Below are 24,184 nucleotides of genomic sequence, written 5' to 3' on the forward strand. Positions count from 1 at the left end.
AAGCGTTTACAGATGAAGTCAGCCTGTCGTGCGGGAAAAGGGTTGCGATGCCCGCGTTGAACCGTGCCTTGGCGCGGCCACTGCGGACGTTCGTGTGGCTCGGGGTTTCCCTGGGCGTGCTGCTGGCCGCAGGGCTGGTGGCGATGCTGCTCAATGACTGCCAGCGGCGGCAGGAGGCCGCGCAGCGCCAGAGCTCGGCGCTGGCAACCGGCGCCCAGCGCCTGCTGCGGCTGGAACTGCGCACTCTGGAGCGGGTGATGCAGGGCATCTCCCGCGATGGCGCGCTGCTGTTCCAGCGCGTGCCGGAGCAGGCGCCGGACCTGCTCGATGCCAGCATCGCCGGCGCCCTGCAGCGCCATGCCGAACTGCACAGCATCGTGGTGGTCGACCCGTACGGGCGTGCCCTGACCAGTGGCAGCGGTGACCTGCAGCTGCCGCTGTGGGCGGTGGACGACAACCGCGGCCAGGACAGCCAGGTGTTCCTGGGGCCACCGCAGGCGCTGGACGCCACGCAATGGATCCTGCCGCTGGCGCTGCCCATGGGCGGGGACCGCTGGCTGTTGGCACGGCTGCGCACGGCCGAGCTGCAATCGATCATCGGCGGCATGGATACCGGCGATGCCGGGGTCATCTCGATCACCGACCCGCATGGCTACATCCTGGCGCGCAGTCCCGATCCGGCCGGGGTGGTCGGGCATCGCTTCGGCCTGGCCAAGCGCGAGCTGCTGCGCCGGGATGCACTGACCCCGCTGGGCACCGAGACCAGCGCCGTCGATGGCATCGAGCGCATCTCCAGCCTGAGCACGCTGGCCCAGTACCCGCTGGCGGTCTATGCGGGGCTCGGCCGGCGCGATGTGCTGGCCGCGTGGTGGCCGTATGTGCAGGCCTCGGTCGGGGTCTATCTGCTGTACTGGCTGCTGTTTGCCGCCGTATATGTCAGCCTGCGCCGCGCCACCCGCGACCAGGACAGCCTGAGCGAAGAACTGCGCACCGGCCATACCGAGCTGCGCATGGCCCACCAGGTCGGCAAGGTGTGTACCTGGTACGTGGACGAGGATGCCTGCCTGCTGCGCTGGTCCCCGTTGGCCCGCGAGATTTTCGGCATCGACATCGAGAGCCTGCCCGTCGCGGATTTCTTCGCGCGGGTGCACCGCGATGACACCGCGCGCATGCAGCAGGCCTTCGACGCCGCGTTCGCCGGCAGCGGCGTGCTGGATGAAATGTTCCGGCTGGTGTTGCCCGGCGGTGCGATCCGCTGGGTGTCCGCACGCGGCCAGCGGGTGGCGGTGGTGGACCGCGAGCGCCGCATGATCGGTGCCTTGACCGATGTCAGCGAGCGGGTCGATGCACTGGCCCGCGTACAGCAGGCCGAGCGCCAGTTCCGGCTGCTGTTCGACCGTAATCCGGCACCGTTCTGGGTATTCGATCCAGACACGCTGCGCTTCCTGGAGGTCAACGAGGCGGCGGTGCGCCAGTACGGCTACAGCCGCGATGAATTCCTGGCGATGAGCATCCTGGACATCCGCCCGCGCGAAGGCTGGGATGAGATCCGCGGGGCGATCGCACAGGCGCGCATCGGCGATGTACAGGATGCGCAGGTCCGCCTGCACCAGCGCAAGGACGGCAGCGTCTTCGAAGTGCGTGCGCATCTGGCCCGGCTCGACTTCGATGGCCGCCAGGCGTGCCTGGTGCTGGCCGAGGACGTCAGCGAACGCTTGGCCTACGAGCGCGATCTGGCGTATCACGCCACCCACAACCCGGCGACCGGCCTGCTCAACACACGCGCGCTGGCCGCGCAGCTGGACGAGGAGGGCGGTGCCTACACGATCGCCTATGTACAGTTCCGCGGTCTGCAGCTGGTCTCCGATACGCTCGGCCGCGAGGTCGGCGACGTGGTGCTGCAGGCGATGGCCAAGCGCCTTGGGGGACTCGGCGTGCGGTATGGCCTGCTGGCCTTCCAGCCGGCGGAGGATTTCATCTTCGCGATCCGCGACGACCATCAGCGCCAGACCGCGCTGGACACTCTGGTGCAGACCGTGTCCGAACCGGTGCGTGGGCAGGACTGGCTGCACCAGTTCGAACCGCGCATCGGCGTCGCGGTGAAGTTCGACGACGATGCCAGCACCGCCGAGCAGGTGATCGGCATGGCCGCGCAGGCCGCGCATGCCGCGCGCGACGAAGGCAACGTCATCGCCTGGTACGACGCCACCGTGAGTTCGCGCCTGGCTGAGCGGCTGCGCCTGGCGGGCCGCATCCACAGTGCGATCGATACCGAGTTCGAGCTGTACTACCAGCCGATCTGCCACGCCAGCGACAGCAGCCCGGCCGCGCTGGAAGCCTTGCTGCGCTGGCCGCAGGCCGATGGCAGCTTCATTCCCCCGGGCGAGTTCATCCAGCTGTGCGAAGACACCGGCCTGATCCTGGCGCTGGGCCGCTGGGTCATCCGTGCCGCCGCGCAGGCACAGCGGCAGCTGGTCGATGCCGGCTGGGACCTGCCGATCGCGGTGAATGTCTCGGCGGTGCAGTTCTTCAACAGCGACCTGGTCGCCGAGTTCACCCGTGCCAGCCAGGAGTTCGGGCTGGCCCGTGGCGCGCTGCAGGTCGAGCTGACCGAAAGCAGCCTGATGCGCAAACCGGGCCAGGCCAAGCAGACCATGCAGCGCCTGCACGAGCAGGGCATCTGCATCTCGCTGGACGATTTCGGCACCGGTTATTCCAACATGTCCTATCTGCAGCACCTGCCGCTGGACATCCTCAAGATCGACCGCAGCTTCGTCGCCGACGTGGAAACCAATCCGCGCAATGCCTCGATCTGCCGCGCGCTGCTGTCGCTGGGCCACAGCATGGGGCTGACCATCATCGCCGAGGGCGTGGAAACCCCGGGCCAGCTGCAGTGGCTGGCCGCGCATGGCTGCGACCAGGTGCAGGGGTATCTGCTGGGCCGGCCGATGCCGTTGGCCAGGGTGATCGCGCAGCTGGATTCGGTGGAGGCCTAGCGCCGGGTGGGGTCTGGTGGCAGGTGCCGCGCGGCATCACGCCAGGGCGTCCACCAGGTAATCGATGAAACTGCGCACCTTCGGGGCCAGGTGGCTGCGGCTGGTGTATACGGCATGGATGCCGATGCCGGGCACCGTCCACTCCGGCAGGACGCGCTCCAGCCGCCCGTCGGCAAGCGCGTCGGCGACCAGGAAATCCGGCTGCACGATGATGCCCATCCCGGCGATCGCGGCCTCGCGCAGCACATCGCCGTTATTGGCACGCACACCGCCGTGCACGGGCACCGAGACCTCCCCGCGCGGACCGTGCAACAGCCATGCATCGCCGCCGGCCCAGTAGCTGTAGTGCAGGCACTCGTGCGCGGAGAGATCTTCGGGCTGCTGCGGACGGCCACGCGCATCCAGATACGACGGCGCCGCGCACAGGCTGATCTGCGCGTCGGCCAGCCGGCGCGCGATCAGGGCCGGGCTCGGCTGGCGGGTGATGCGGATCGCCACGTCATAGCCTTCTTCGACCATGTCCACCAGGCGGTCGGACAGCGACAGGTCCAGTTCCACCTGCGGGTAGCGCGCCCGATACCCGGCCAGCAGCGGGCCCAGCCGGGCGATGCCATAGCTGACCGGCGCGTTGATCCGCAGCCGCCCGGACGGCTCCAGTGCCTGCGCGCTGATGCCGGCCTCCAGCGCATCGAACTCGGCCAGCAGCCGTACGCACTCGGCGTAGTAGGCCGCGCCCGTGCTCGTGGGGCTCACGCGGCGGGTCGTACGGTTGAGCAGCCGGGTCGACAGGCGCTTTTCCAGCGCGGCGATCTGCCGGGTCACCCCCGCGGTGGAGAGGTCCAGGGCCTGCGCGGCGGCACTGAAGCCGTTGCGCTCGACCACGGCGACAAACACACGCATGGCGTCCAGAGTGTCCATTGTTGCTCTTTGCGAAATAAACAGCGTCGATGCATCGTATTTATTGGCTGATCTGTGCGCAATAGTCTGGTCGGTAGAGTGACCCGTCGGGTCCTGCACCTGGAGTCCGTGATGTCCCGCTTGCCCTCCCTGTATATCTCCCACGGCTCACCGATGACCGCGCTCAACCCCGGTCTGGTGGGCGAGCGTTTGGCAGCGCTGGCGGCGCGCCTGCCGCGACCGCGCGCGATCGTGATGGCCTCGGCGCACTGGCTGACCCATCAGCCGGCGGTGGGCGGGCATGCCCAGCCGCCCACCCTTCACGATTTCGGCGGTTTCCCGCAGGCACTGTTCGACCTGCAGTATCCGGCACCGGGCGAGCCCGCGCTGGCGCAGGAGATCGCGCAGCGGCTGAGCGCGGCCGGCCTGCCGGCTGCCATCGACCCGCAGCGGGGTCTGGACCACGGTGCGTGGGTGCCGCTGCGCTTTCTGTACCCGCAGGCGGACATCCCGGTCGTGCCGCTGGCGATCCAGCCCCTGTTCGGCCCGGCCCACCAGTTTGCGCTGGGTCGCGCGCTGGCACCGCTGCGCGGGCAGGGCGTGCTGTTGATCGGCTCGGGCAGCATCACCCACAACCTGCACGACTGGCGAAGCTACCAGGACGGCAAGGAAGCGCCGTATGTGCGGCCCTTCATCGAGTGGGTGGAGCAGCGCCTGCAGGCCGATGACAGTGCCGCGTTGCTGGACTATCGCCGCCAGGCCCCACACGCGGTGCAGGCGCACCCCAGCGACGAGCACCTGCAGCCGCTGCACTTCGCGATGGGGGCGGCCGGTGGCGATGCGCTCGGCGCGCAGCGCATCGATGCCGGGATCGATGCCGGTTTCCTGGCGATGGACATCTATCGCTTCGACGGCGCCGACGCGCAGCAGCGCGCCGCATGAGCGTGCTGCTGTCCGCGAACTGAGCCTGCCGCGCCGCGCGCATTCGCGTGGCGGCGCACGTGTGGTACGTTTTTTCCTGTTTCCGGCGCCGGCTGTCCGCAGCCTCCCCCGCGCTGCTTACTGGAAAATGCATGCATACCATTGAAGTCGTTCTGGCGATGCTGGTGGCGGTGGTCGCCAGCGGCTACCTGGTCCGCGTCCTGCCGTTGTCGCTGCCGTTGCCGCTGGTGCAGATCGGGCTGGGCGCGGTCATTGCTGGGGTGTTCAACCGCGGCCACGCGCTGGAGCCGGAGATGTTCTTCCTGCTGTTCCTGCCGCCGCTGCTGTTCCTGGATGGCTGGCGCATCCCCAAGCAGGGCCTGTTCCGCGATAAAGGCGTGATCCTGGAACTGGCCTTTGGGCTGGTGGTGTTCACCGTGATCGGCGCCGGCTTCCTGATCCACTGGATGATCCCGGTGATGCCGCTGGCGGTGGCTTTCGCGCTGGCGGCGATCATCTCGCCGACCGATCCGGTGGCGGTCAGCTCGATCGCCTCGCGTGCGCCGATTCCCAAGCGGCTGATGCACATCCTGGAAGGCGAGTCGCTACTCAACGATGCCTCCGGCCTGGTCTGCTTCCGGTTCGCGGTGGCCGCGGTGATGACCGGCACGTTCTCGCTGGCGAGCGCCTCGCTGACCTTCCTGTGGGTGGCGGTGGCCGGTCTGGCGATCGGCGTGGCGGTGACGCTGGGCGTGTCCACCTTCCAGCGTTGGCTGTGGCGGCGCTTCGGCGAGGAGCCCGGCGCAGCGCTGCTGGTCAATCTGCTGATCCCGTTCGCCGCGTACCTGCTGGCCGAAGAACTCAATGCCTCGGGCATTCTCTCGGCGGTCGCGGCGGGCGTCACGATGAGCTACGTGGAGCTGACCGGCCGCGTGTCGGGCAGCATGCGCGTGCAGCGCACGGCGGTCTGGAACATGCTGCAGTTCAGCTTCAACGGCATCATGTTCGTGCTGCTCGGCGAGCAGTTGCCGGGCATCGTGGAACGCGCGATCAAGACCGTCAGCGAGAGCGGGCACCACAGTGCGTGGTGGCTGCTGGTGTACGTGGTGGTGATCAACCTGGCGCTGGTGCTGCTGCGCCTGGCCTGGGTGTGGCTGTCGCTGCGCTGGAGCCTGCTGCGTGCGCGGCATCGTGGCGAGGCCCGGCAAGGCACCTCCTGGCGGATCGTGGTGGCGACCTCGGTCGCCGGCGTGCGCGGTGCGATCACCCTGGCGGGCGTGCTGACCCTGCCGCTGTTCCTGCCCGACGGAAGCGCCTTCCCCGCACGCGATCTGGTGATCTTCCTGGCCGCGGCGGTGATCCTGATCTCGCTGGTCGGGGCCAGCATCGCGCTGCCGCGCCTGCTCAAGGGGCTGGAACTGCCGGCCGATTCGGGCGAGCGCAAGGAAGAGGATCTGGCCCGCAAGCTCGCCGCCAAGGCCGCGCTGGCCGGCGTGGAGCGCACGCGCCAGCAGCTGGTGCAGAACCAGACCACCGAGAATGTGCAGCTCTACAACGATGCCGCCTCGCGGGTGAGCCTGCTGTACCAGCGCAACCTGGAGAAGGAGGCCGGGCCGGATGCGGATCCGGAGAAGGTCAAGCGGATGGAGCAGGGCTACCGCCAGCTGCGCACCGCCGGGTTGACCGCCGAGCGTGAAGAACTGTTCCGCCTGACCCGGCGCGGCAAGATTTCCGATGAAATTTCGCGCAGGCTGATCCGCAATCTGGACCTGCTGGAGACGCGGCAACGCGATTGAGGCCGCACCCGCGTGGGTGCCGCGCTACGGTTGGAGCCACCCCATGGGCGGCTCCAACCCGGCAACTGTGGAATCAGGCGTCCGGCTTCTGATCCAGGAAGTAGGCCACCACGGTGCCCTTGATCTTGATCGTCATCGGGTTGCCGCGGCGGTCGCGGGCCTTGCCGGCCTGCACGCGGATCCAGCCTTCGCTGACCGAATACTCTTCAACGTTGTCGCGTTCGACATCGTTGAAACGGATGCCCACGCCGCGCTCCAGCGCAGCGGCATCGTGGAAGGGGCTGGCCGGGTTGATCGCCAGGTGATCGGGAGGGGTATCGCTCATGGTCACAGGATGCTGGCGACCACCAAGGCCGCCTTCTGCCGTACAGGATAAACCGCAGCGGGCCCCGCGCCGAATTTCGCTTCCTGCCAACGCCCTTGCACGGCAGAATGCGCCCCTGTCTCCAGGAATACCGGCCATGCCCGACAACAGCGATTATTTCGACTTCGAAGAAGAGGAACGCGATTTCGACGAAGACGATTTCGAGGCGCGGATCTGGAATCTGTTCGTGCTGATCAACCCGGGTGACGAAGAACTGGCCCTGCAGCAGTTCAACCGCTGGCGCGAGGCGCTGCTGGAAAGCGGCGAAGGCATCGATGAGGACGCCGACTGGCTGCCGCCGATGATGGCCGCGATTGCCTGGCAGTCCGGGTTCGAGGTGGAGCGGGGCGATGCCGATGCGCTGATGTCGGCGGTCAACGAGCTGTCCGCGCGCTGGAACCTGCAGATCGACTGGGGCGGCGACCTGGACGATGAAGACTTTGCGGCGGAAGTGGATGCGCCGATGTTGATGACCACCGCCCACGACCGCCTGCGCGAGCACAACTACGCGCTGTGGAGCGTGGATACCGGCAATGACACGCTGGCCGGCTGGATGGCGCTCAACCGCGATGACGATGCGATGCTGGCGCTGTGCTCGCTGCTGGGCGTGGAAGTGCGGCCGGGCAGCGATCCGTTCTGACGGCGCGATTGCGGCCTGCGGATGCCGACCAACGGTCGGCACCTACGCCTGATACTGGCTTCTTGCGTTGGCGATCACGGCTTTGACCCGTTCGCGGTCCGTATGCCGTGAGATGGCCTGTGCGCCCAGGGCGATCGCCTGCAGGCGCAACGGGGCGGGCACGTCGTAGTGCGCGCCGCTGCGGCGGTTCTGAAACGCCCGCCGCGGGATCCCGAGCTGCGCCGCCATGGCGTGCAGCTCGGGCAGGGTGTCGGCCATCAGATGCGCCCAGCGCTCGCCGCGCCAGGGATGTACCGCATCGTCGATATAGACCGTCACCCGATTGCCGTGGCTCAGGCCTGCGGCTTGTCGTCGCTGGCAGCCGGGGTGGCGTCGGCGGCATCGGTGCCGGCCTCGTCTGCCACCACGGCGTCGTCGCCGGCATCGGCAGCGCTGTCGGCGTCTTCGCCTTCTTCGCCTTCCACACCTTCGAACTCGGCGACCAGCTGCGACAGGTACTCGTCGGCGGTCTTGCCTTCGTCAGCGGCCAGGTCGTCGATCAGCTGCTGCAGCTGGGTCGAGTACTCCAGGTTGACCTTGCGGCCTTCCTTTTCCTGGACGTTGGACAGGTGCTTGAGCATGGCCAGCATCGGCACCGGGTTGTCGGCGTTGCCCATGGTCTGACCGCCGATGGCCAGCAGCCATTCGGTGCCCTGCAGGCCGATCGCAGCGACGACCTGGCCTTCTTCGTTGGTCAGCACGGCATGGTTCTGCACCGGCTGCTGGGCGTTGAGGCGGTTGATCGGGCGCTTGGGCTGCTGCTTCTTGCGCTTGTCGCGCTTGGCCTTGGACTGCTTGGACATGGGTGCGGTCTATCTACAAAAGGAAAGACCCATTGTAGTGCCGGCCGCCGGCCGGCTCCACGCATTCCATGAATCACCCGCCGCGGCCGCGCCTCAGGGCGAGGCCGGTGGCGCGCTGGCGGCCTGCACGTCGGCATCGGCGGCCGCGGGCGACAGCGCCACTTCCTGCCCGGCGCCGGCCAGGGCCGCCGCTTCGGCCGCCTTGGTCATCACCACGATGCTGATCCGGCGGTTGATCGGGTTGTCCGGCTGGGTCCGGTCGAACAGCACGGAGGAGGACAGGCCGACCACGCGGGTCACCTTGTCCTCGGTCATGCCACCATCGAGCAGCGCCCGCCGCGCGGCGTTGGCGCGGTCGGCACTGAGCTCCCAGTTGCTGTAGCCGTGGGCCGCGTTGTAGGCGGTGATGTCGGTATGGCCGGTGATGCTGATCCGGTTCGGCACATGGTTGATGAACTGCGACAGCTCGCGCAGGATCTCGCGCGTATACGGCTTGAGCGAGGCGCTGCCCATGTCGAACATCGGCCGGTTCTGCTTGTCCACGATCTGGATGCGCAGGCCTTCCGGGGTGAGGTCGAGCAGCAGCTGGTCCTTGAACGGCTCCAGCGCCTGGCTCTTGCTGATCGCTTCTTCCAGCTCCTGCTTGAGCGCTTCCAGCTGGCGCTTTTCGCGCTCGCGCTCGTCTTCCTGCGGCACCGGCTTGGAGGCCTGCTGGTTCTGGAAGGGGTCGTTGCTGTTGCCACGCGAGATATCGGTGGCGCCGCCCAGCTTGATCATCGAGGTGCTGGCGCCGCCCGGGCCGGCCATGCCCGGGGCCGGGGTGGAACTGCTGCCGGCCAGCGGGCTGGGGTTGCGGAAGTATTCGGAGATCGCCGCGCGCTCGGGTTTGCTGGTGGCGGCCATCAGCCACAGCACCAGGAAGAAGGCCATCATCGCGGTCACGAAGTCGGCGTAAGCCACCTTCCAGGCACCGCCATGGTGCGCGGCGTGGCCGGCCTTCTTGACCCGGCGGACGATGACGGTGGGTTTGGTCTCGGCCATGGCGCTGCCTTACTTGACCGTCTTGAGGTGCTGTTCGAACTCGCTGAAGCCCGGGCGCACATTGGACGGCAGGGTCTTGCGGGCGAATTCCAGCGCGATCTTCGGGTTGTAGCCGCGCAGGCACGCCAGCAGGGCGGTCTTCACCGATTCATAGATGCGCGCGTCCTGTTCGGCGCGGGCTTCCACGGCCGAGGCCAGCGGGCCGACGAAACCGTAGGCCAGCAGGATGCCCAGGAAGGTACCGACCAGCGCGCCGGCGACGTGCGCGCCGACCTCGGTGATCTCCCCGCCGATCGAGCCCATGGTGATCACGATGCCCAGCACTGCGGCGACGATGCCGAAGCCGGGCAGGCCGTCGGCGACCTTGTTGAGCACCGCGGCCGGCTGCATCGCCTCGCCATGGTGCTTCTCCAGTTCCAGCTCCAGCAGCGGCTCCAGCTCGTGCGGCTCGATGTTGCTGCCGATCATCAGGCGCAGGCAATCGGTGATGAAATCGACCAGGTGGTGGTCGGCCTGCACCTTGGGATAGTTGGCGAAGATGCTGCTTTCGGTCGGGCGCTCGACGTGGTCTTCCAGCGCCATGAAGCCTTCCCGGCGCGCCTTGTTGAGCAGTTCGTAGAGCAGGCTGAGGACGTCGATGTAGTCCTGCTGCTTGTAGCGCGGGCCCTTGAACACGCCCACGGTGGCCTGCAGGGTCTGCTTCACGGTTTTGACCGGGGTGCCGACCAGGAACGCGCCCAGCGCCGCACCGCCGATGATCACCAGTTCATAGGGCTGCCACAGCGCGCCGAGTTTGCCGTGCGCGCCGACGTAGCCGCCGAGCACGCTGAGGATGACGACGAGAAGTCCAACGATGATGAGCATGGGGCCGACGCGGGAAGGGGATACCTCCATGTCGGCCCCTTCACACCCTTTCTGAAGGGGGGCGTTCGCTCGATGTCACACTTTTCCGGATTCAGGCCGCCGGCTCGGCTTCGGCCCCACCGCGCTGCAGCGGATCGGGATAGGCCTGCCCGTTGGGCGTGAACGACAGCGAGACCGAGTTCAGGCAGTGGCGTTCGTGGGTCGGCGGCGGGCCATCCGGGAAAACATGGCCGAGATGGCTGTCACACCGCGCGCAGACGATTTCGGTACGGACCATGCCATGGCTGGCATCGCGGATCTCACGGACATGGGCCGGATCGAAGGGCGCGAAGAAGCTCGGCCAGCCGGTGCCGGAGTCGAACTTGGTGCTGGAGCGGAACAGCGGCAGGCCGCACAGCCGGCAGCCATAGACCCCATCCTGCTTGTTGTCCAGGAACACCCCGCAGAACGGCGCCTCGGTGCCATGGTGCAGCAGCACCCGCTGCTCATCGGCGCTGAGGCCGGCGACCAGGGCCTGACGCTGGGCGTCGGTGGGCGGGGAGAGGTCGAAAGCGGTCATAAACATTCCCTATTGATGTGGCACGTAGATTGGGCCGTTGCCTCTTGAGGTTCAAGCTGGGGCATTCATCGTGCTGATACCCGTGCCGGTGCATGGTGAAGACCTGAACCGTCGCCGGGAGATCGCCATGTACCGCCCACGTCGCCTTGCCGCTGCCCTGTTGGTGCTGCTGCCGTTGACCGCGGCCGCGCAGATCGGCCCGCCGCCCCGTCCCACGGCGACCCGCCCGGTCGTGCCCCCGTCGCCCGCGCCCGCGCCGCTGCCGATCCCCGTGCAGCCGGCCCCGTCCGACAGCCTGTCCGGGCAGATGGCGCCGGTGAAGTCGTCCTCGCAGACCCAGCAGCAGCTGCGCACGCACCCCATCCAGAGCAAAGGCCCCTCACAGCCCGCACCGATGCAGGGCCCTGCCGTGCAGAGCAAGGTCTACGACCGCCAGGGCCGGATCATTCCGGGCGTGAAGCAGGTGGGCCCGAACCGCGTGCTCGATACCCGCACTGGGCGTTACTACGATGCCATTCCCAGTGGGGATGGACAGCAGATCAAACCCTGAGCGGTGCGGTATTGGGTGGCAGAAGATGAATGGTTTACATCCCGTCGCCCGCAGTCATCGCCGTCAACGCAACGCCTCACTGTTTTTTCGCCTGTGATTAACCGGATCGGCGGGACCCTGTACACGCGCCGCAACACAGGCGCATCCCCGAGGTTTTTCGAGAAGAGTGCAATCATGGCTAACCAGCAGAACCGCAGTCCCGGCAAATCGCCGCAGGAGCAGCAGGGCAGTCAGCAACAGAACCAGAAGCCCGGCCAGCAGAACCAGCAGCAGTGGGACCAGCAGAATCAGAAGGGCGGCAAGCAGCAGGACCAGAAGCATCAGGACCAGAAACAGCAGCGCTGATGCGCTTGACGCAATGAACGAAGGCGGTGCGCACCTGCGCGCCGCCTTTCTGCTGTATCGGCCCGACGTCAATCCGGGATCGGCAGGGTCAGGGTCTCCTTGACCTCTTCCATCACGATGTAGCTCTTGGATTCGCGCACGTGCGGCAAGGTCAGCAAGGTACTGCCAAGCAGCTTGCGATACGACGCCATCTCGCTGATGCGTGCCTTGAGCAGGTAGTCGAAATCGCCCGAAACGAGATGGCATTCCAGCACGTTGGGCAGCTTCAATGCGGCACGCCGGAACTCTTCGAAGATGTCGCCGGATTTGTAGGCCAGGCTGATCTCCACGAACACCAGCAGGCTGGCCTTGAGGTAATGCGGATCGAGCTTGGCGTAGTAGCCGGTGATCGCCCCGTCGCGCTCCAGCCGGCGCACGCGCTCGGTGCAGGGCGTGGTCGACAGTCCGACCCGTTCACCCAGTTCAGTGAAGGAAATCCGGCCCTCGGCCTGCAGGATGCGCAGGATCTTGCGGTCGATCTTGTCCAGTTCGCGGGCGCGCGTGGCCATCGGCGTCAGCCTCTCAAGGAAGTTCGCGAGACAATACCCTGCCTGATGCGGGAAAAACAGGCGAATTGATTGGTTGCGGCTGACTATACTTCCTCAATTATGGTCCCGGCGTGCTCCTGCGCAGGGAATGATCGGGTTGGAGAGGTGTCATGCGCGTTCTAGTCCTTGGCAGCGGTGTGATCGGCACGACCAGTGCCTGGTACCTGCGGCAGGCCGGATTTGAAGTCACGGTCGTCGACCGCCAGCCCGGTCCGGCGCTGGAAACCAGTTTCGCCAACGCAGGCCAGCTGTCGTTCGGCTACACCTCGCCGTGGGCCGCGCCGGGCGTACCGCTGAAGGCGGTCAAGTGGCTGTTCTCCGAACATGCCCCGCTGGCGATCCGCCCGGGCCTGGACTGGCACCAGTACCGTTGGCTGGCGCAGATGCTGCGCAACTGCACGCATGAGCGCTATGCGATCAACAAGGCGCGCATGGTGCGCATGTCCGAGTACAGCCGCGACTGTCTCAACGAGCTGCGCCGCGAGACCGGCATCGAGTTCGAAGGCCGCGATCTGGGCACCACCCAGCTGTTCCGCACCCAGCAGCAGCTGGATGCCTCCGCGCAGGACATTGAAGTGCTGGCCCAGTACGGCGTGCCGTATGAGGTGCTCGACCGCGACGGCATCATCGCTTACGAACCGGCACTGGCGGGCGTGGCCGACAAGCTGGTCGGCGCGCTGCGCCTGCCGCGCGACCAGACCGGCGATTGCCAGCTGTTCACCCGTCGCCTGGCGCAGATGTGCGTCGATGCCGGGGTCGAATTCCGCTTCGACCAGGATATCGCGGGCCTGCAGAGCGATGGCGACCGCATCACCGGCGTGCGCATCGACGGCACGCTGGAAACCGCCGATCACTACGTGGTCGCGCTGGGCAGTTACTCGCCGTCGCTGGTCGCGCCGCTGGGCCTGCAGCTGCCGGTGTACCCGCTCAAGGGCTACTCGCTGACGCTGCCGATCACCGATCCGGCGATGGCCCCGACCTCGACCATCCTGGATGAAAGCTACAAGGTGGCCGTGACCCGTTTCGACGACCGCATCCGCGTGGGTGGCATGGCCGAGGTGGGCGGGTTCGACCTGTCGCTCTCGCCGCGCCGCCGCGCCACGCTGGAGAAGGTCGTGCGCGACCTCTATCCGGACGGCGGCGACCTGTCGCGCGCCGAGTTCTGGACCGGCCTGCGCCCGGCCACGCCGGACGGCACGCCGGTGGTCGGCGCCACGCCGTACCGCAACCTGTTCCTCAATACCGGCCACGGCACCCTCGGCTGGACCATGGCCTGCGGCTCCGGCCGCTACCTGGCCGACCTGATGGATGCCCGCCAGCCGAAGATCAGCACCGAAGGCCTGGATATCTTCCGCTACACCCACCACGCCGCCTCTGTCCGTCACCGTGAGCCGAGTTCATGCGCCCAGCCCGTGCGTTGATTGATCTGGACGCGCTGCGCAGCAATTACCGGCTGGCACGCGAACTGGGGGGCGGCAAGGCCGTGGCCGTGATCAAGGCCGATGCCTACGGGCACGGTGCGGTGCGCTGTGCCCGCGCGCTGCAGGCCGAGGCCGATGCGTTCGGCGTGGCCTGCATCGAGGAAGCGCTGGAACTGCGCGCGGCCGGCATCACTGGCCCGATCCTGCTGCTGGAAGGCTTTTTCGACGCCGACGAACTGCCGCTGATCGTCGAGCACGACCTGTGGTTCGCGGTCGGCGCGCCGTGGCAGGTCGAGGCGGTCGCCGCGTTCCAGACCCCCGCCACGCTCAACGTGTGGCTGAAGCTGGACAGCGGCATGCACCGGCTGGGCCTGTGGCCGGACGAGTTCCGCGCCGCGCACGCCACGTTGAGCGCGTTGGCGCATGTCGGGCCGATGGTGCTGATGACCCACATGGCACGCGCCGACGAACTGGACAGCCCGCGCACCCGCGAGCAGGCCGACGTCTTCGCGGCCACCATCGAGGGCCTGGCCGGGCAGACCAGCCTGTGCAATTCGCCAGCGCTGCTGGGCTGGCCGGACGTGCGCAGCGACTGGGTGCGCCCGGGCCTGATGCTGTACGGGATCAACCCGATGCCGGCGCATACCGCGCTGACCGAGCGCCTGCGCCCGGTGATGAGCATGCGCTCGAAGATCTTCGCCGTGCGCGACATCGCGGTCGGCGAGCCGGTCGGCTATGGCGCGCGTTTCGTCGCGCAGCGGCCGACCCGGGTCGGCGTGGTCGCACTCGGCTATGCCGATGGGTACCCGCAGTTCGCGCCGAACGGGGCACCGGTACGCATCGATGGCCAGCCCGGCATCGTGATCGGGCGCGTTTCGATGGACATGCTCACCGTGGATCTCACCCACCTCCCGCAGGCCGGCATCGGCAGCACGGTGACGCTGTGGGGCGATGCCCCGCGCATCGAGGCCCTGGCGCCGCTGTGCGGGGTCAGTGCCTACCAGCTGCCGTGTGGGGTCAAGCGGGTGGTGCGCGAGTATGTCGACGGCTGAGGCGCCACCGGCGATACCGCGTGCATCAAAAAAAGGCGGCGCTGATGCGCCGCCTTTCTCATCTGGGGGGCAACGGCTCAGGTGCTGGCCGTGGCCTCATTGCGCAGGTCGCGCCGGATCCAGTCATCCAGCAGGCGCTTCTCGTAGCGCAGCGGGTCGGTATCGCTCTGCCGGCCGATGTTGTGCAGGTAACCGGTGTCCTGCAGCTTGCGCTCGCCCTGGCCGATCACCTGGCCCTGCGCATCCTTGAGCGTATAGGTGAGCGAGACGCGCGGCGGGTAGATATCACGCATCACCCGGATATCGTTGGCGCGCGGGCCGTGCCACGGCTCGTAATCCCCGGCGCGCTTGATGTCGGTGAAGGTCACCTCCAGCGTCTGGCCGGGCTGCAGCTCTTTGCCGGCCGTGGTCTGCACGTACTTGGCCAGCTGCTGGACCCAGTCGCCGCGCTCGGCTTCAAAGCGGTTGTTGCTCTGGCGGATCTCGGTGAACTGGGCCGGGTCGGTCCAGCTCACCTGTACCGGACCATCGGAGGTGAGCTCCCGCGGGGCCTGCGGGTCGGTCACGGTGCGCGGCGCGGCCGCAGCGCTGCCGACGAGCAGCAGGCCGGCCAACGCCCCGGCGATCAGGGATGTGCGGTTCATGACAGCTCCTGGGTCGCGATCACAAGTGGGATCAGGTGCTCAGTGTGATCCCGATCCGGGTCGCCCACAATGCAGGCGTGTATGCTCCGCCTCTGCGGTTGGCGTCAATTCACCCAGGCCGCCCCCCGACCCTCGGCGCTTGACGCTGCGAATACGCGCGTTGGCCGATCCTGTCTTCCTCTGTTTCGCCAGTTGCCTCATTGAAGCCCTTGCCCAGCCTGCCCACTTCGACGTTGGAACGCGCCTCTTTCCTGGCTTCATCGCCGGATCCGGCCCTGTATCGCACGGTCCTTGAGCGCCTGAATGCGGGGTTCTGCATCATCGAGGTGATCTTCGATGACGCCGGCGTGGGGGTGGACTACCGCTTCGTGGAGGTCAACGAGGCCTTTTCACGCAATACCGGCTTGAGCAATGTCTGCGGGCAGCGGATGACCAGCCTGCAGCCGGGCCATGAGACGGACTGGTACCGCACCTATGGCGAGGTGGCGCTCAGCGGCCAGGCCCGGCAGTTCGAGATGGAAGCGCGCGCGCTGAACCGGTGGTACTCGGTCGAGGCGGTCAGCGTGGGCGAACCGGACGAGCACCTGGTGGCCGTGGTCTTCTTCGACATCACCAACCGCAAGCACATCGAAGTGGAACTGGCCGAAAGCGAGGCGCGCTTCAGCGCGCTGGCCGATGGCCTGCCGATGCCGGTGTGGGTGCTCGATGAGCGCGGCCATTCGCGCTTCGTCAACAGTGCCTTCAGCGAATTCTTCGGCGGTGATGAGCAGCGCGTGCCGGATGACGTCTGGCGCGGCTTGGTGCATCCCGACGATGCCTCGGTGTTCGATTACGAACTGCAGGAAGCGCTGAAATCCCAGCGCTCCATGCATGCGCTGGTCCGCGGCCGCCGCGCCGATGGCCAATGGCGCTGGCTGGAAATGAACGCGCGCCCGCGCTTCTCGCGGATGGGCCGTTTCATCGGCCTGGCGGGCAGCAGCCCGGACGTGACCGAGCGCCGCGAGATCGAGATGGCGCGCGAGGAACTGCTGCAGTCCGAGCGTGCCGCGCGCAGTGCCGCCGAGAACATGGCGCGTTTGAAGGACGAATTCCTGGCCACGCTGTCGCACGAACTGCGTACGCCGCTGACCACCATCCTGGGCTGGAGCGAACTGCTGCTGCAGCGCATCGACAACACCAGCCCGATGTACAAGGGCCTGGGCGTGATCGCCAACAGCGCGATGGCGCAGAAGCGGCTGATCTCGGACATGCTGGACCTGAGCAGCATGCTGCTGGGCAAGGTCCAGCTGGAAGTGGAAATGCTGGATCTGCGGGCGCAGCTGGAAGAGGCGATGCGCGCGCAGGAGCTGGTGGCCGAAGGCAAAGCGTTGTCGATGGAACTGGTGATGCCCGACGAGCCGTGCCTGGTGCTCGGCGATGCCACGCGCCTGCAACAGGTGCTGTGGAACCTGCTCTCCAACGCGATCAAATTCACCCCAGCCGAAGGGCGCGTGGTGCTGACCCTGGCCGCCGATGGCGGCCATTGGTCGATCACCGTGACCGATTCGGGCGACGGCATCGCGCCGGAATTCCTGCGCCATCTGTTCAGCCGGTTCCGCCAGGCCGATGGCACCACCACGCGTCGCCATGGCGGCCTGGGGCTGGGCCTGGCGATCGTGCAGCAGCTGGTGGAACTGCATGGCGGCGCGGTGGCGGCCAGCAGCGACGGCCACGGGCAGGGGGCGAGCTTCAATGTGCGCCTGCCGCGTTACCAGCCGCAGGCTGATGGTCGCCCTCTGCGCGAAGTGTTCAGCGGCCCCATCACCGAGCAGATCATCGAGCCGTATCCGCTCAAGGGCCTGCATCTGCTGGCCGTGGAAGACCAGCCTGAAGTGCTGGAGTACCTGCGGCGGCTGTTGGAAGAGCAGGGCGCTTCGGTCACTACGGCATCCTCTGCCGGCGAAGCACTGGCACTGCTCAACGAGAACGGCCATGACGGCATCGATGCCCTGCTGACCGACATCGGCATGCCGGGCATGGATGGGTACGGGCTGGTGCGGACGCTGCGCGACAACATGGGCGTCGAGCCGGAGGCGCTGCCTGCCGTCGCGGTGACGGCGCTGGCGCGTGCGGACGACCGCAAACGCGCGCTGGCGTCGGGCTTCCAGGAACATGTGGCCAAGCCGTATTCGGTCGCCCAGCTGGTGGCCGCGGTGCGTGGCGTGCTCGCCGGCCGCTGAGGCCACCGCGTAATCGGCGGTTGTTGGCAACGTGTTGACGCTGCCACGGGCACACTGAGGGCGTACGCCACAGGAGTTGCCATGTCCCGTTACGCCCCTCGCATCCACACCGATCCCGCCGCCATCGCGGCCCTGGAAGCACTGCTGCCGCAGCTGCACGGCCAGACCCAGGTCGAGCTGACGCTCGAGGATGGCAGCCGCCTGCTGGGCACCGTGGCGGTGCAGCCGACCCTGCAGCAGTACCGCGACGCTGAAGAGAACGAGGGGAGCAATGGCCAGCTGCGGCTGGACGATCTGGATACCCCGGTCCAGCAGCACGTCATCTGGCTCGATCAGATCAAGGCCATCCGGCAGCTGCCCTACCGCGAGTGATCGCGGCGGGCAGGCGCGGGTGGCCGGCTCAGTGGGTGAATTCGCTGGGTTCAGCCTCGAAGCGGCGCGCGTAGGCGCGTTCATCGGCAATCCGGGCCACCTCTTCATCGGCCAGGTCCGGGGCGCCGTAGACCGCATAGGCCACGTTGCCATCGGCGGTCTTGCCGACCTGGTGCAGGCGGTAGCGCGAGTGGCCGCCGCCGGTGTCTTCGGGGTAATGCACCGGTGGCTGGCTGCCCTCCATGTCCATCTCGCTGTTGTCGACTACGCCACCGACGAACAATGCACGCATGAGCCATCTCCACGGGAAGTGAGGCTCCACCCTGCCGGTTTGGATGTTGTCAGGGCATCAACAGGACGTTGAATAAACGCAAATCCGGGCCGGGCGGGCGAACCGGTAGAATGGCGGCCTCTTTTCAAGATGTGCCCCCCGCATGGCTGCCCAGCACGACGCTCCCCTGGAAACCCTGTTCCTGCCGTTCGCCAGTGGCGCACTGTCCTGGCCGGCCGGCCCCGTGCTGTTCCTGCGCGCCCGCGATGGCGCCCCGCTGCGCGAGCATGCCCAACCCGCGCAGCTGGTCTGCGAGCAGAGCTTCCGCCCGTTCGCCGATGCCCTGGAAGCCAGTGGTTGGACGGTGCGTGATGAGCAGCAGCTGGCCGCCGATGCCACCCGCTACGCCGTGGTGCTGGTGCTGCCGCCGCGCCAGCGCGAGGAAGCCAAGGCCCTGTTCGCCCGTGCGCTGGCGCTGGCGGCCCCCGGCGGCATCGTGGTGGCCTGCCAGCACAACAACGAAGGTGCCCGCTCCGGCGAAGGCGACCTGCAGCAGCTGGCCGGCCTGGGCGGCAAACTGACCAAGAACCACTGCCGTGCCTACTGGACGGCGCCGCTCAACGGCCAGCACGACGCCGCGCTCGCGCAGCGCTGGGCAACATTGGACGCGCCGCGCGCGATCCTGGGCGGCCGCTTCCAGAGCCGCCCCGGCATCTTCGCCTGGGACCGCATCGACCCGGCCTCGGCGCTGCTGGTCGAGCAGCTGCCGGCCGATCTGGCCGGCCGTGGCGCCGACCTGGGTGCCGGCTTCGGCTATCTGTCCGCCGAAGTGCTGGCCCGCTGCCCGAACGTGACCGCGCTGGACCTGTACGAGGCCGAAGGCCGCGCGCTGGCCCTGGCCCGCGAGAACCTCGCCGCGCTCGGCAAGCCGGCTGCGCTGGCTTACCACTGGCAGGACGTCACCGCCGGGATCGAGGGCGAGTACGACTTCATCGTGACCAACCCGCCGTTCCACACCCCGTCGCGCGCGGACCGTCCCGACATCGGCCAGCGCTTCATCGCCGTGGCCGCGCAGGCGCTGCGCCCGGGGGGCCGGATGTGGCTGGTGGCCAACCGCCACCTGCCGTACGAGCAGATCCTCAACGAAAGCTTCGGCCAGGTCCGCGTGGCTGCCGAGCGCGATGGCTTCAAGCTGATCGAAGCGACCAAGGCGAGCAAGAGCGCCACCCCGGCCCGTGCCCCGCGCAGCACCGAGCCGAAGTGGGGCCGCGGAGGCCGCGCATGAAGCTGGTCAAGCTGTTGGCCAACCTGGGCTATGGCAGCCGCAAGCAGGTGCAGGGGATGTTCCGCGCCGGCCTGATCACCGATGCCGAGGGCGAGGTGCTGTACGCCGACGACGCGGTCGCGCATGAGGCGATCCGGGTCGAGGGCGAGCCGCTGGACCCGCCGCAGGGGCTGACCCTGATGCTGCACAAGCCGCGCGGCTACACCTGTTCGACCAAGGACAAGGGCCGGCTGATCTACGACCTGCTGCCGCCGCGTTACCGCGACCGCGCGCCGGTGCTGTCCTCGGTGGGCCGCCTGGACCGCGACACCAGCGGCCTGCTGCTGATGACCGATGACGGCGCGCTGCTGCACCGGATCGTGTCGCCGAAGTCGCGCTTGGACAAAGCCTACGAGGTCACCCTGGCCGAAGACCTGCGCGGCGATGAAACCGCGCGCTTCGCCAGCGGCGGGCTGCTGCTGGAATCGGACGACAAGCCGTTGCTGCCGGCCGAGCTGCACGTGAATGGCCCGCGCCAGGCGCAGCTGGTCCTGCATGAGGGCCGCTACCACCAGGCACGCCGGATGTTCGCGGCGGTCGGCAACCACGTCGAGGCGCTGCACCGCAGCCGCATCGGCGGGCTGTCGCTGGGCGAACTGCCTGAAGGCGAGTGGCGCACGCTGGATGCGGCCGATCTCGAGACGCTGTTCAACGTCCCATGAGTGCTTTCGCCGCGCTGCCGTTCCTGCCCGACGCCGTCATCTTCGACATGGACGGCCTGATGATCGACAGCGAACGGGTCTCGATCGCGTGCTGGTCGCAGGCCGCACAGGAACTGGCGCTGCCGTTCCCGGAGGGGTTCTGGCTGCGCATGGTGGGCTTGGGGGATCGCGACTGCGAACGCCTGCTGCTGCAGACGGTGAATGCCGAGCAGGTCGCCGCATTGTTCGCCCGCTGCCATGACCTGTATGAAGCGCGCACGCAGCAGGGTCTGCCGCTGCGCCCGGGCATCCTGGAGATCCTGCAGCTGCTGCGCGATCACGGTGTGCCGCGCGCGGTGGCGACGTCCACGCGCCAGCCGCGCGCCTCGCGCAAGCTGGCGGCCGCCGGCCTGCTGCCGTTCTTCGAGGTGGTGGTGACCAGCAGTGACGTGTCGCGTCCCAAGCCGGCGCCGGACATCTACCTGCTCGCGGCGCAGAAACTGGGCAAGGACCCGGCGCGCTGCCTGGCGTTGGAAGATTCGCCCGCGGGCATCCGCGCGGCGGTGGGTGCGGGCATGACCGCGATCCAGGTGCCGGACCTGGTGCACCCGGATGAGGAACTGCGCGCGCTGGGGCATCGCATCGTGGGTTCGCTGCTGGATGCGCGGCAGTTGCTGGTGCCGCTGCTACCGGAGGCCAGTGGGCGCTGACACCTGGCGGTGGCGGTCGCGCTGCACGAAAAAGCCCGGCACATGGCCGGGCTTTTTCATATGGTTTCGTGCAGGAATCAGATCCGGCTGAAGACCAGCGCCGCGTTCGTGCCGCCAAAGCCGAAGCTGTTGGACATCACGGTGTTCAGCTGTGCCGGCTGCGTCTCGCGCACGATCGGGAAACCTTCCACCAGCGGGTCCAGCTCGCCGATGTTGGCCGAGCCGGCGATGAAGCCATCGCGCATCATCAGCAGGCAGTAGATGGCCTCGTGCACGCTGGCCGCGCCCAGCGAGTGGCCGGACAGCGCCTTGGTCGAAGACAGCGGCGGGATGGTCTCGCCGAACACTTCACGGACCGCCTTCAGCTCGGTGACATCGCCCAGCGGGGTCGAGGTACCGTGCGTGTTGAGGTAGTCGATCGGGGCAGTGAGGTGTTCCATCGCCATGTTCATGCAACGCACCGCGCCTTCACCGGAGGGGGCGACCATGTCGGCACCGTCGGAGGTGACGCCGTAGCCGACCAGCTCGGCGTAGATGCGCGCACCACGGGCCACGGCGTGGTCGTAATCCTCCAGCACCAGCATGCCACCGCCACCTGCGATGACGAAGCCGTCGCGGTCCTTGTCGTACGGGCGCGACGCCGAGGCCGGGGTCTCGTTGAAACGGGTCGACAGCGCGCCCATCGCATCGAACATCACGCTCATCGACCAGTGCAGGTCTTCACCGCCACCGGCGAACATCACATCCTGCGCGCCATGACGGATCAGGTCCGCGGCGGCGCCGATGCAGTGGGCGGAGGTGGCGCAGGCGGCCGACAGCGAGTAGCTCAGGCCCTTGATCTGGAACGCGGTGGCCAGGCAGGCCGACACGGTGGAGCACATCGTGCGCGGCACCATGTACGGGCCGACCTTGCGCACGCCACGGGCGCGCAGGATGTCGGCCGATTCCACCTGCCACTGGCTGGAGCCGCCGCCGGAGCCCGCGATCAGGCCCGTACGCGGGTTGGCGACCTGCGCCTCGTCCAGACCGGCATCGGCGATGGCGTCGCGCATGGCGATGTAGGCGTAGGCCGAGGCGTCGCTCATGAAGCGCTTCACCTTGCGGTCGATCTGCGCGTCCAGGTCCAGCTCGATGTTGCCGCCAACGTGGCTGCGCAGGCCGGCTTCGGCGTGATCAGGCAGGTGGCGGATGCCGGCGCGGCCTTCACGCAGTGCCGAGGACACGGTGTCCAGATCGTTGCCCAGGCACGAGGTGATGCCCATTCCGGTAATGACGACGCGACGCATCAGAAGTTCTCAGTGGAGGTGAACAGACCTACACGCAGGTCTTTGGCAGAGTAGATTTCGCGACCGTCGACGAGCATGCGGGCGTCGGACTGGGCCATCACCAGCTTGCGGTTGATGACGCGCGAGATATCGATTTCGTAGGTGACCCGCTTGGCGCTCGGCAGCACCTGGCCGGTGAATTTGACTTCGCCACAGCCCAGGGCGCGGCCGCGGCCGGGTGCGCCGATCCAGGTCAGGAAGAAGCCGGTCAGCTGCCACATGGCATCCAGACCGAGGCAGCCGGGCATGACCGGGTCGCCAAGGAAGTGGCAGTCGAAGAACCACAGGTCGGGGCGGATATCCAGTTCCGCGCGTACCATGCCTTTGCCGTGTGGGCCGCCGTCCTCGCGGATATCGGTGATGCGATCGAACATCAGCATCGGATCATTGGGCAGGCGACCGCTGCCCGGGCCGAACAGTTCACCGCGGGCGCTGGCCAGCAGCTGGTCACGCGAGAACGCGTTGAGACGAGTCATGGAAAACGCAATCCTGAAGAAGTTGTCGTCGGGGTGAGCCGACCACAGGTCGACTGCTCTTGCTTGAAGCAAGTGCTCAAGAGTGCATGAGAAAAAGTGATTCAATCAAACGTTTTAACCGTACGCCGCCGTAGTGTTTTCAGGTTCAAAAACGCATGTTGTTGTTATCCAACAACCATACTGCGGCGTGTGGCTGTAATCTTGTTCATCTGAATCCGAGTGCCAACGCCCGTGTCCCGCCCCCGCAAGATCATTCACGTCGACATGGATGCGTTTTACGCGTCCGTGGAGCAGCGCGACGATCCCTCGTTGCGGGGCAAACCGGTGGTGGTGGCGTGGCGCGGCATGCGCTCGGTGGTGTGTGCGGCATCGTATGAGGCGCGCGTGTTCGGCGTGCGTTCGGCGATGCCCGCGGTGCGCGCGGAGCGGCTGTGTCCGGATGCGGTATTCGTGCCGCCGGATTTCGCGCGCTACAAGGCAGTGTCACGCCAGGTGCGCGAGATTTTCCTGCGGCATACGGATCTGGTGGAGCCGTTGTCGCTGGATGAGGCGTATCTGGATGTGACCGAGCACAAGGGCGGGATGACGGTGGCGACGGAGATCGCGCAGATCATCCGCGCGCAGATTCGTGAAGAGACACAGTTGACCGCCTCGGCGGGGATCGCGCCGAACAAGTTCCTTGCCAAGATCGCCTCGGATTGGCGCAAGCCCGATGGGCAGTTCGTGGTGCCGCCGCATCGCATCGAGCAGTTCCTGACGCCGTTGCCGGTGAACCGCGTGCCGGGCGTGGGCAAGGTGATGGCGGCCAAGCTGGCCGAGCTGGGCATCGCGACGGTGGGCGATCTGCGTGCGCTGCCGCTGGAGGAACTGGAGGCGCGGTTCGGGACGTTCGGCGGGCGCTTGTTCAATCGTGCGCGTGGCATCGATGAGCGGCCGGTGGAGCCGGATCAGCCGGTGCAGTCGATCTCGTCGGAGGATACGTTCGCGGAGGATCTGCTGCTGGAGGATCTGGCGCCGGCGATCGTGCAGTTGGCGGAGAAGACGTGGCAGGCGACGCGGAAGACGGACCGTGTGGGGCATACGGTGGTGTTGAAGTTGAAGACGTCGCAGTTCCGGATCATTACGCGCAGTTTCACGCCGGAGTCGCCGCCGGATTCGTTGGAGGAACTGCGCGATATTGCGTTGGGGTTGCGGGCGCGGGTGGAGTTGCCGCTGGAGACGCGGTATCGGTTGGTGGGGGTGGGGTTGGGGGGATTCCGGGAGCGGGAGGTGGTGCGCCAGCCGGGGTTGTTTGATCATCTGGGCGATGTGTAGTTGGTCGTTTTTT

The 24,184-nt window shown here is 67.4% G+C and carries 26 protein-coding genes; 14 read left to right on the forward strand and 12 right to left on the reverse strand.

The window, feature by feature from the left end; all coding sequences use genetic code 11:
* Positions 1 to 47: 47 nt before the first annotated feature.
* Positions 48 to 2,996, forward strand: a complete 2,949-nt coding sequence (locus ACTT2I_RS00575; protein ID WP_421100273.1) for a bifunctional diguanylate cyclase/phosphodiesterase — start codon at positions 48 to 50, stop codon at positions 2,994 to 2,996.
* A 36-nt stretch (positions 2,997 to 3,032) separates the two neighbouring features.
* Here ACTT2I_RS00575 and ACTT2I_RS00580 read toward each other — a convergent pair whose 3' ends face one another.
* Entirely contained in the window at positions 3,033 to 3,914 is an 882-nt protein-coding gene (locus ACTT2I_RS00580; RefSeq protein WP_421100272.1) for a LysR family transcriptional regulator, read from the reverse strand.
* A gap of 111 nt (positions 3,915 to 4,025) precedes the next feature.
* Between ACTT2I_RS00580 and ACTT2I_RS00585 the strand changes: the two genes are divergently transcribed.
* Together ACTT2I_RS00585 and ACTT2I_RS00590 are read left to right on the forward strand one after the other, a co-directional pair.
* The gene (locus tag ACTT2I_RS00585; protein ID WP_421100271.1) at positions 4,026 to 4,835 is read left to right on the forward strand and encodes a dioxygenase family protein; all 810 of its coding nucleotides are present in this window, start codon (positions 4,026 to 4,028) and stop codon (positions 4,833 to 4,835) included.
* 131 nt (positions 4,836 to 4,966) lie between these two features.
* A complete protein-coding gene (locus ACTT2I_RS00590; protein WP_088432754.1) occupies positions 4,967 to 6,610 on the forward strand; it encodes a Na+/H+ antiporter in 1,644 nt (547 codons plus the stop codon).
* Positions 6,611 to 6,683: 73 nt separating this feature from the next.
* Here the strand turns inward: ACTT2I_RS00590 and ACTT2I_RS00595 are convergent, their stop codons facing one another.
* Positions 6,684 to 6,935, reverse strand: a complete 252-nt coding sequence (locus ACTT2I_RS00595; RefSeq protein ID WP_088432755.1) for a DUF3297 family protein — start codon at positions 6,933 to 6,935, stop codon at positions 6,684 to 6,686.
* A gap of 136 nt (positions 6,936 to 7,071) precedes the next feature.
* On the opposite strand from ACTT2I_RS00595, the gene ACTT2I_RS00600 reads away from it, so the two are divergent.
* A complete protein-coding gene (locus ACTT2I_RS00600; protein ID WP_019185746.1) occupies positions 7,072 to 7,614 on the forward strand; it encodes a DUF6630 family protein in 543 nt (180 codons plus the stop codon).
* 42 nt (positions 7,615 to 7,656) lie between these two features.
* On the opposite strand, the gene ACTT2I_RS00605 is transcribed toward ACTT2I_RS00600, so the two are convergent.
* The 5 genes from ACTT2I_RS00605 to msrB all read right to left on the reverse strand — a co-directional run bounded on the left by ACTT2I_RS00605 (position 7,657) and on the right by msrB (position 10,920).
* Positions 7,657 to 7,932, reverse strand: a complete 276-nt coding sequence (locus ACTT2I_RS00605) for a DUF4031 domain-containing protein (protein WP_019185747.1) — start codon at positions 7,930 to 7,932, stop codon at positions 7,657 to 7,659.
* A gap of 14 nt (positions 7,933 to 7,946) precedes the next feature.
* Positions 7,947 to 8,456 (reverse strand): hypothetical protein, encoded by a 510-nt coding sequence (locus ACTT2I_RS00610; RefSeq protein WP_421100270.1) that lies wholly within the window; start codon positions 8,454 to 8,456, stop codon positions 7,947 to 7,949.
* A 93-nt stretch (positions 8,457 to 8,549) separates the two neighbouring features.
* Entirely contained in the window at positions 8,550 to 9,497 is a 948-nt protein-coding gene (gene motB / locus ACTT2I_RS00615) for a flagellar motor protein MotB (protein ID WP_088432757.1), read from the reverse strand.
* A gap of 9 nt (positions 9,498 to 9,506) precedes the next feature.
* Positions 9,507 to 10,361 (reverse strand): flagellar motor stator protein MotA, encoded by an 855-nt coding sequence (motA, locus tag ACTT2I_RS00620; RefSeq protein ID WP_421100269.1) that lies wholly within the window; start codon positions 10,359 to 10,361, stop codon positions 9,507 to 9,509.
* Positions 10,362 to 10,452: 91 nt separating this feature from the next.
* Positions 10,453 to 10,920, reverse strand: a complete 468-nt coding sequence (gene msrB / locus ACTT2I_RS00625; protein WP_313211764.1) for a peptide-methionine (R)-S-oxide reductase MsrB — start codon at positions 10,918 to 10,920, stop codon at positions 10,453 to 10,455.
* A 127-nt stretch (positions 10,921 to 11,047) separates the two neighbouring features.
* On the opposite strand from msrB, the gene ACTT2I_RS00630 reads away from it, so the two are divergent.
* Positions 11,048 to 11,470 (forward strand): classical arabinogalactan protein 4, encoded by a 423-nt coding sequence (locus tag ACTT2I_RS00630; RefSeq protein WP_421100268.1) that lies wholly within the window; start codon positions 11,048 to 11,050, stop codon positions 11,468 to 11,470.
* A 174-nt stretch (positions 11,471 to 11,644) separates the two neighbouring features.
* Positions 11,645 to 11,815 carry a hypothetical protein gene (locus ACTT2I_RS00635; protein ID WP_019185753.1) on the forward strand — a complete coding sequence of 57 codons (171 nt, stop codon included), beginning with the start codon at positions 11,645 to 11,647 and terminating at the stop codon, positions 11,813 to 11,815.
* A 68-nt stretch (positions 11,816 to 11,883) separates the two neighbouring features.
* Here ACTT2I_RS00635 and ACTT2I_RS00640 read toward each other — a convergent pair whose 3' ends face one another.
* Positions 11,884 to 12,363: an Lrp/AsnC ligand binding domain-containing protein gene (locus tag ACTT2I_RS00640; RefSeq protein WP_046272909.1), complete on the reverse strand. Its 480-nt coding sequence runs from the start codon at positions 12,361 to 12,363 to the stop codon at positions 11,884 to 11,886.
* 149 nt (positions 12,364 to 12,512) lie between these two features.
* Between ACTT2I_RS00640 and ACTT2I_RS00645 the strand changes: the two genes are divergently transcribed.
* Together ACTT2I_RS00645 and alr are read left to right on the forward strand one after the other, a co-directional pair.
* Positions 12,513 to 13,823, forward strand: a complete 1,311-nt coding sequence (locus tag ACTT2I_RS00645; RefSeq protein ID WP_293980337.1) for a D-amino acid dehydrogenase — start codon at positions 12,513 to 12,515, stop codon at positions 13,821 to 13,823.
* Positions 13,802 to 14,875 carry an alanine racemase gene (gene alr, locus ACTT2I_RS00650; protein ID WP_421100267.1) on the forward strand — a complete coding sequence of 358 codons (1,074 nt, stop codon included), beginning with the start codon at positions 13,802 to 13,804 and terminating at the stop codon, positions 14,873 to 14,875. The genes ACTT2I_RS00645 and alr overlap by 22 nt, the downstream gene beginning before the upstream one ends.
* A 77-nt stretch (positions 14,876 to 14,952) precedes the next feature.
* On the opposite strand, the gene ACTT2I_RS00655 is transcribed toward alr, so the two are convergent.
* Positions 14,953 to 15,519: a DUF3016 domain-containing protein gene (locus ACTT2I_RS00655; protein WP_088432762.1), complete on the reverse strand. Its 567-nt coding sequence runs from the start codon at positions 15,517 to 15,519 to the stop codon at positions 14,953 to 14,955.
* Positions 15,520 to 15,737: 218 nt separating this feature from the next.
* On the opposite strand from ACTT2I_RS00655, the gene ACTT2I_RS00660 reads away from it, so the two are divergent.
* Positions 15,738 to 17,738: a hybrid sensor histidine kinase/response regulator gene (locus ACTT2I_RS00660; protein WP_421100301.1), complete on the forward strand. Its 2,001-nt coding sequence runs from the start codon at positions 15,738 to 15,740 to the stop codon at positions 17,736 to 17,738.
* Between the two features lie 81 nt (positions 17,739 to 17,819).
* Positions 17,820 to 18,110, forward strand: a complete 291-nt coding sequence (locus ACTT2I_RS00665) for a DUF3247 family protein (protein WP_088432764.1) — start codon at positions 17,820 to 17,822, stop codon at positions 18,108 to 18,110.
* A gap of 28 nt (positions 18,111 to 18,138) precedes the next feature.
* Here the strand turns inward: ACTT2I_RS00665 and ACTT2I_RS00670 are convergent, their stop codons facing one another.
* On the reverse strand, positions 18,139 to 18,402 hold the full coding sequence (locus tag ACTT2I_RS00670) for a hypothetical protein (RefSeq protein ID WP_088432765.1): 264 nt from the start codon (positions 18,400 to 18,402) through the stop codon (positions 18,139 to 18,141).
* 142 nt (positions 18,403 to 18,544) lie between these two features.
* On the opposite strand from ACTT2I_RS00670, the gene ACTT2I_RS00675 reads away from it, so the two are divergent.
* Genes ACTT2I_RS00675 through ACTT2I_RS00685 form a run of 3 tightly spaced genes read left to right on the forward strand, consistent with a single transcriptional unit; the run spans position 18,545 to position 21,056 of the window.
* Positions 18,545 to 19,666 carry a class I SAM-dependent methyltransferase gene (locus ACTT2I_RS00675; RefSeq protein ID WP_088432766.1) on the forward strand — a complete coding sequence of 374 codons (1,122 nt, stop codon included), beginning with the start codon at positions 18,545 to 18,547 and terminating at the stop codon, positions 19,664 to 19,666.
* Complete coding sequence (locus ACTT2I_RS00680) at positions 19,663 to 20,367, forward strand: pseudouridine synthase (protein WP_421100266.1); 705 nt, start codon at positions 19,663 to 19,665, stop codon at positions 20,365 to 20,367. The genes ACTT2I_RS00675 and ACTT2I_RS00680 overlap by 4 nt, the downstream gene beginning before the upstream one ends.
* The gene (locus ACTT2I_RS00685) at positions 20,364 to 21,056 is read left to right on the forward strand and encodes an HAD family hydrolase (RefSeq protein WP_421100265.1); all 693 of its coding nucleotides are present in this window, start codon (positions 20,364 to 20,366) and stop codon (positions 21,054 to 21,056) included. Before ACTT2I_RS00680 ends, ACTT2I_RS00685 begins: the two co-directional genes overlap by 4 nt.
* Positions 21,057 to 21,133: 77 nt before the next feature.
* Here ACTT2I_RS00685 and fabB read toward each other — a convergent pair whose 3' ends face one another.
* Both fabB and fabA read right to left on the reverse strand, forming a co-directional pair.
* Positions 21,134 to 22,342 carry a beta-ketoacyl-ACP synthase I gene (gene fabB, locus ACTT2I_RS00690; protein WP_421100264.1) on the reverse strand — a complete coding sequence of 403 codons (1,209 nt, stop codon included), beginning with the start codon at positions 22,340 to 22,342 and terminating at the stop codon, positions 21,134 to 21,136.
* Positions 22,342 to 22,857: a 3-hydroxyacyl-[acyl-carrier-protein] dehydratase FabA gene (gene fabA, locus ACTT2I_RS00695; RefSeq protein ID WP_070471641.1), complete on the reverse strand. Its 516-nt coding sequence runs from the start codon at positions 22,855 to 22,857 to the stop codon at positions 22,342 to 22,344. The genes fabB and fabA overlap by 1 nt, the downstream gene beginning before the upstream one ends.
* A gap of 231 nt (positions 22,858 to 23,088) precedes the next feature.
* Between fabA and dinB the strand changes: the two genes are divergently transcribed.
* Complete coding sequence (dinB, locus tag ACTT2I_RS00700; RefSeq protein ID WP_421100263.1) at positions 23,089 to 24,171, forward strand: DNA polymerase IV; 1,083 nt, start codon at positions 23,089 to 23,091, stop codon at positions 24,169 to 24,171.
* The last annotated feature ends 13 nt before the right edge of the window (positions 24,172 to 24,184 follow it).

Origin of the sequence: Stenotrophomonas sp. PUT21 (assembly GCF_052232875.1) — a bacterium.
GTDB classification, from domain to species: Bacteria; Pseudomonadota; Gammaproteobacteria; order Xanthomonadales; family Xanthomonadaceae; genus Stenotrophomonas; species Stenotrophomonas maltophilia_N.

Excerpts from the sequence above, each read along its gene's own strand:
- ACTT2I_RS00600 (WP_019185746.1), top strand. The coding sequence starts at position 7,072 with ATGCCCGACAACAGCGATTATTTCGACTTCGAAGAAGAGGAACGCGAT.
- ACTT2I_RS00580 (WP_421100272.1), bottom strand. The coding sequence starts at position 3,914 with ATGGACACTCTGGACGCCATGCGTGTGTTTGTCGCCGTGGTCGAGCGC.
- ACTT2I_RS00590 (WP_088432754.1), top strand. The coding sequence starts at position 4,967 with ATGCATACCATTGAAGTCGTTCTGGCGATGCTGGTGGCGGTGGTCGCC.
- ACTT2I_RS00675 (WP_088432766.1), top strand. The coding sequence starts at position 18,545 with ATGGCTGCCCAGCACGACGCTCCCCTGGAAACCCTGTTCCTGCCGTTC.
- ACTT2I_RS00645 (WP_293980337.1), top strand. The coding sequence starts at position 12,513 with ATGCGCGTTCTAGTCCTTGGCAGCGGTGTGATCGGCACGACCAGTGCC.
- ACTT2I_RS00585 (WP_421100271.1), top strand. The coding sequence starts at position 4,026 with ATGTCCCGCTTGCCCTCCCTGTATATCTCCCACGGCTCACCGATGACC.
- ACTT2I_RS00670 (WP_088432765.1), bottom strand. The coding sequence starts at position 18,402 with ATGCGTGCATTGTTCGTCGGTGGCGTAGTCGACAACAGCGAGATGGAC.
- ACTT2I_RS00635 (WP_019185753.1), top strand. The coding sequence starts at position 11,645 with ATGGCTAACCAGCAGAACCGCAGTCCCGGCAAATCGCCGCAGGAGCAG.
- fabA (WP_070471641.1), bottom strand. The coding sequence starts at position 22,857 with ATGACTCGTCTCAACGCGTTCTCGCGTGACCAGCTGCTGGCCAGCGCC.
- ACTT2I_RS00680 (WP_421100266.1), top strand. The coding sequence starts at position 19,663 with ATGAAGCTGGTCAAGCTGTTGGCCAACCTGGGCTATGGCAGCCGCAAG.
- msrB (WP_313211764.1), bottom strand. The coding sequence starts at position 10,920 with ATGACCGCTTTCGACCTCTCCCCGCCCACCGACGCCCAGCGTCAGGCC.
- ACTT2I_RS00630 (WP_421100268.1), top strand. The coding sequence starts at position 11,048 with ATGTACCGCCCACGTCGCCTTGCCGCTGCCCTGTTGGTGCTGCTGCCG.
- ACTT2I_RS00575 (WP_421100273.1), top strand. The coding sequence starts at position 48 with ATGCCCGCGTTGAACCGTGCCTTGGCGCGGCCACTGCGGACGTTCGTG.
- ACTT2I_RS00595 (WP_088432755.1), bottom strand. The coding sequence starts at position 6,935 with ATGAGCGATACCCCTCCCGATCACCTGGCGATCAACCCGGCCAGCCCC.
- alr (WP_421100267.1), top strand. The coding sequence starts at position 13,802 with ATGCGCCCAGCCCGTGCGTTGATTGATCTGGACGCGCTGCGCAGCAAT.
- motB (WP_088432757.1), bottom strand. The coding sequence starts at position 9,497 with ATGGCCGAGACCAAACCCACCGTCATCGTCCGCCGGGTCAAGAAGGCC.
- ACTT2I_RS00665 (WP_088432764.1), top strand. The coding sequence starts at position 17,820 with ATGTCCCGTTACGCCCCTCGCATCCACACCGATCCCGCCGCCATCGCG.
- ACTT2I_RS00640 (WP_046272909.1), bottom strand. The coding sequence starts at position 12,363 with ATGGCCACGCGCGCCCGCGAACTGGACAAGATCGACCGCAAGATCCTG.
- ACTT2I_RS00655 (WP_088432762.1), bottom strand. The coding sequence starts at position 15,519 with ATGAACCGCACATCCCTGATCGCCGGGGCGTTGGCCGGCCTGCTGCTC.
- ACTT2I_RS00610 (WP_421100270.1), bottom strand. The coding sequence starts at position 8,456 with ATGTCCAAGCAGTCCAAGGCCAAGCGCGACAAGCGCAAGAAGCAGCAG.
- ACTT2I_RS00685 (WP_421100265.1), top strand. The coding sequence starts at position 20,364 with ATGAGTGCTTTCGCCGCGCTGCCGTTCCTGCCCGACGCCGTCATCTTC.
- motA (WP_421100269.1), bottom strand. The coding sequence starts at position 10,361 with ATGCTCATCATCGTTGGACTTCTCGTCGTCATCCTCAGCGTGCTCGGC.
- fabB (WP_421100264.1), bottom strand. The coding sequence starts at position 22,342 with ATGCGTCGCGTCGTCATTACCGGAATGGGCATCACCTCGTGCCTGGGC.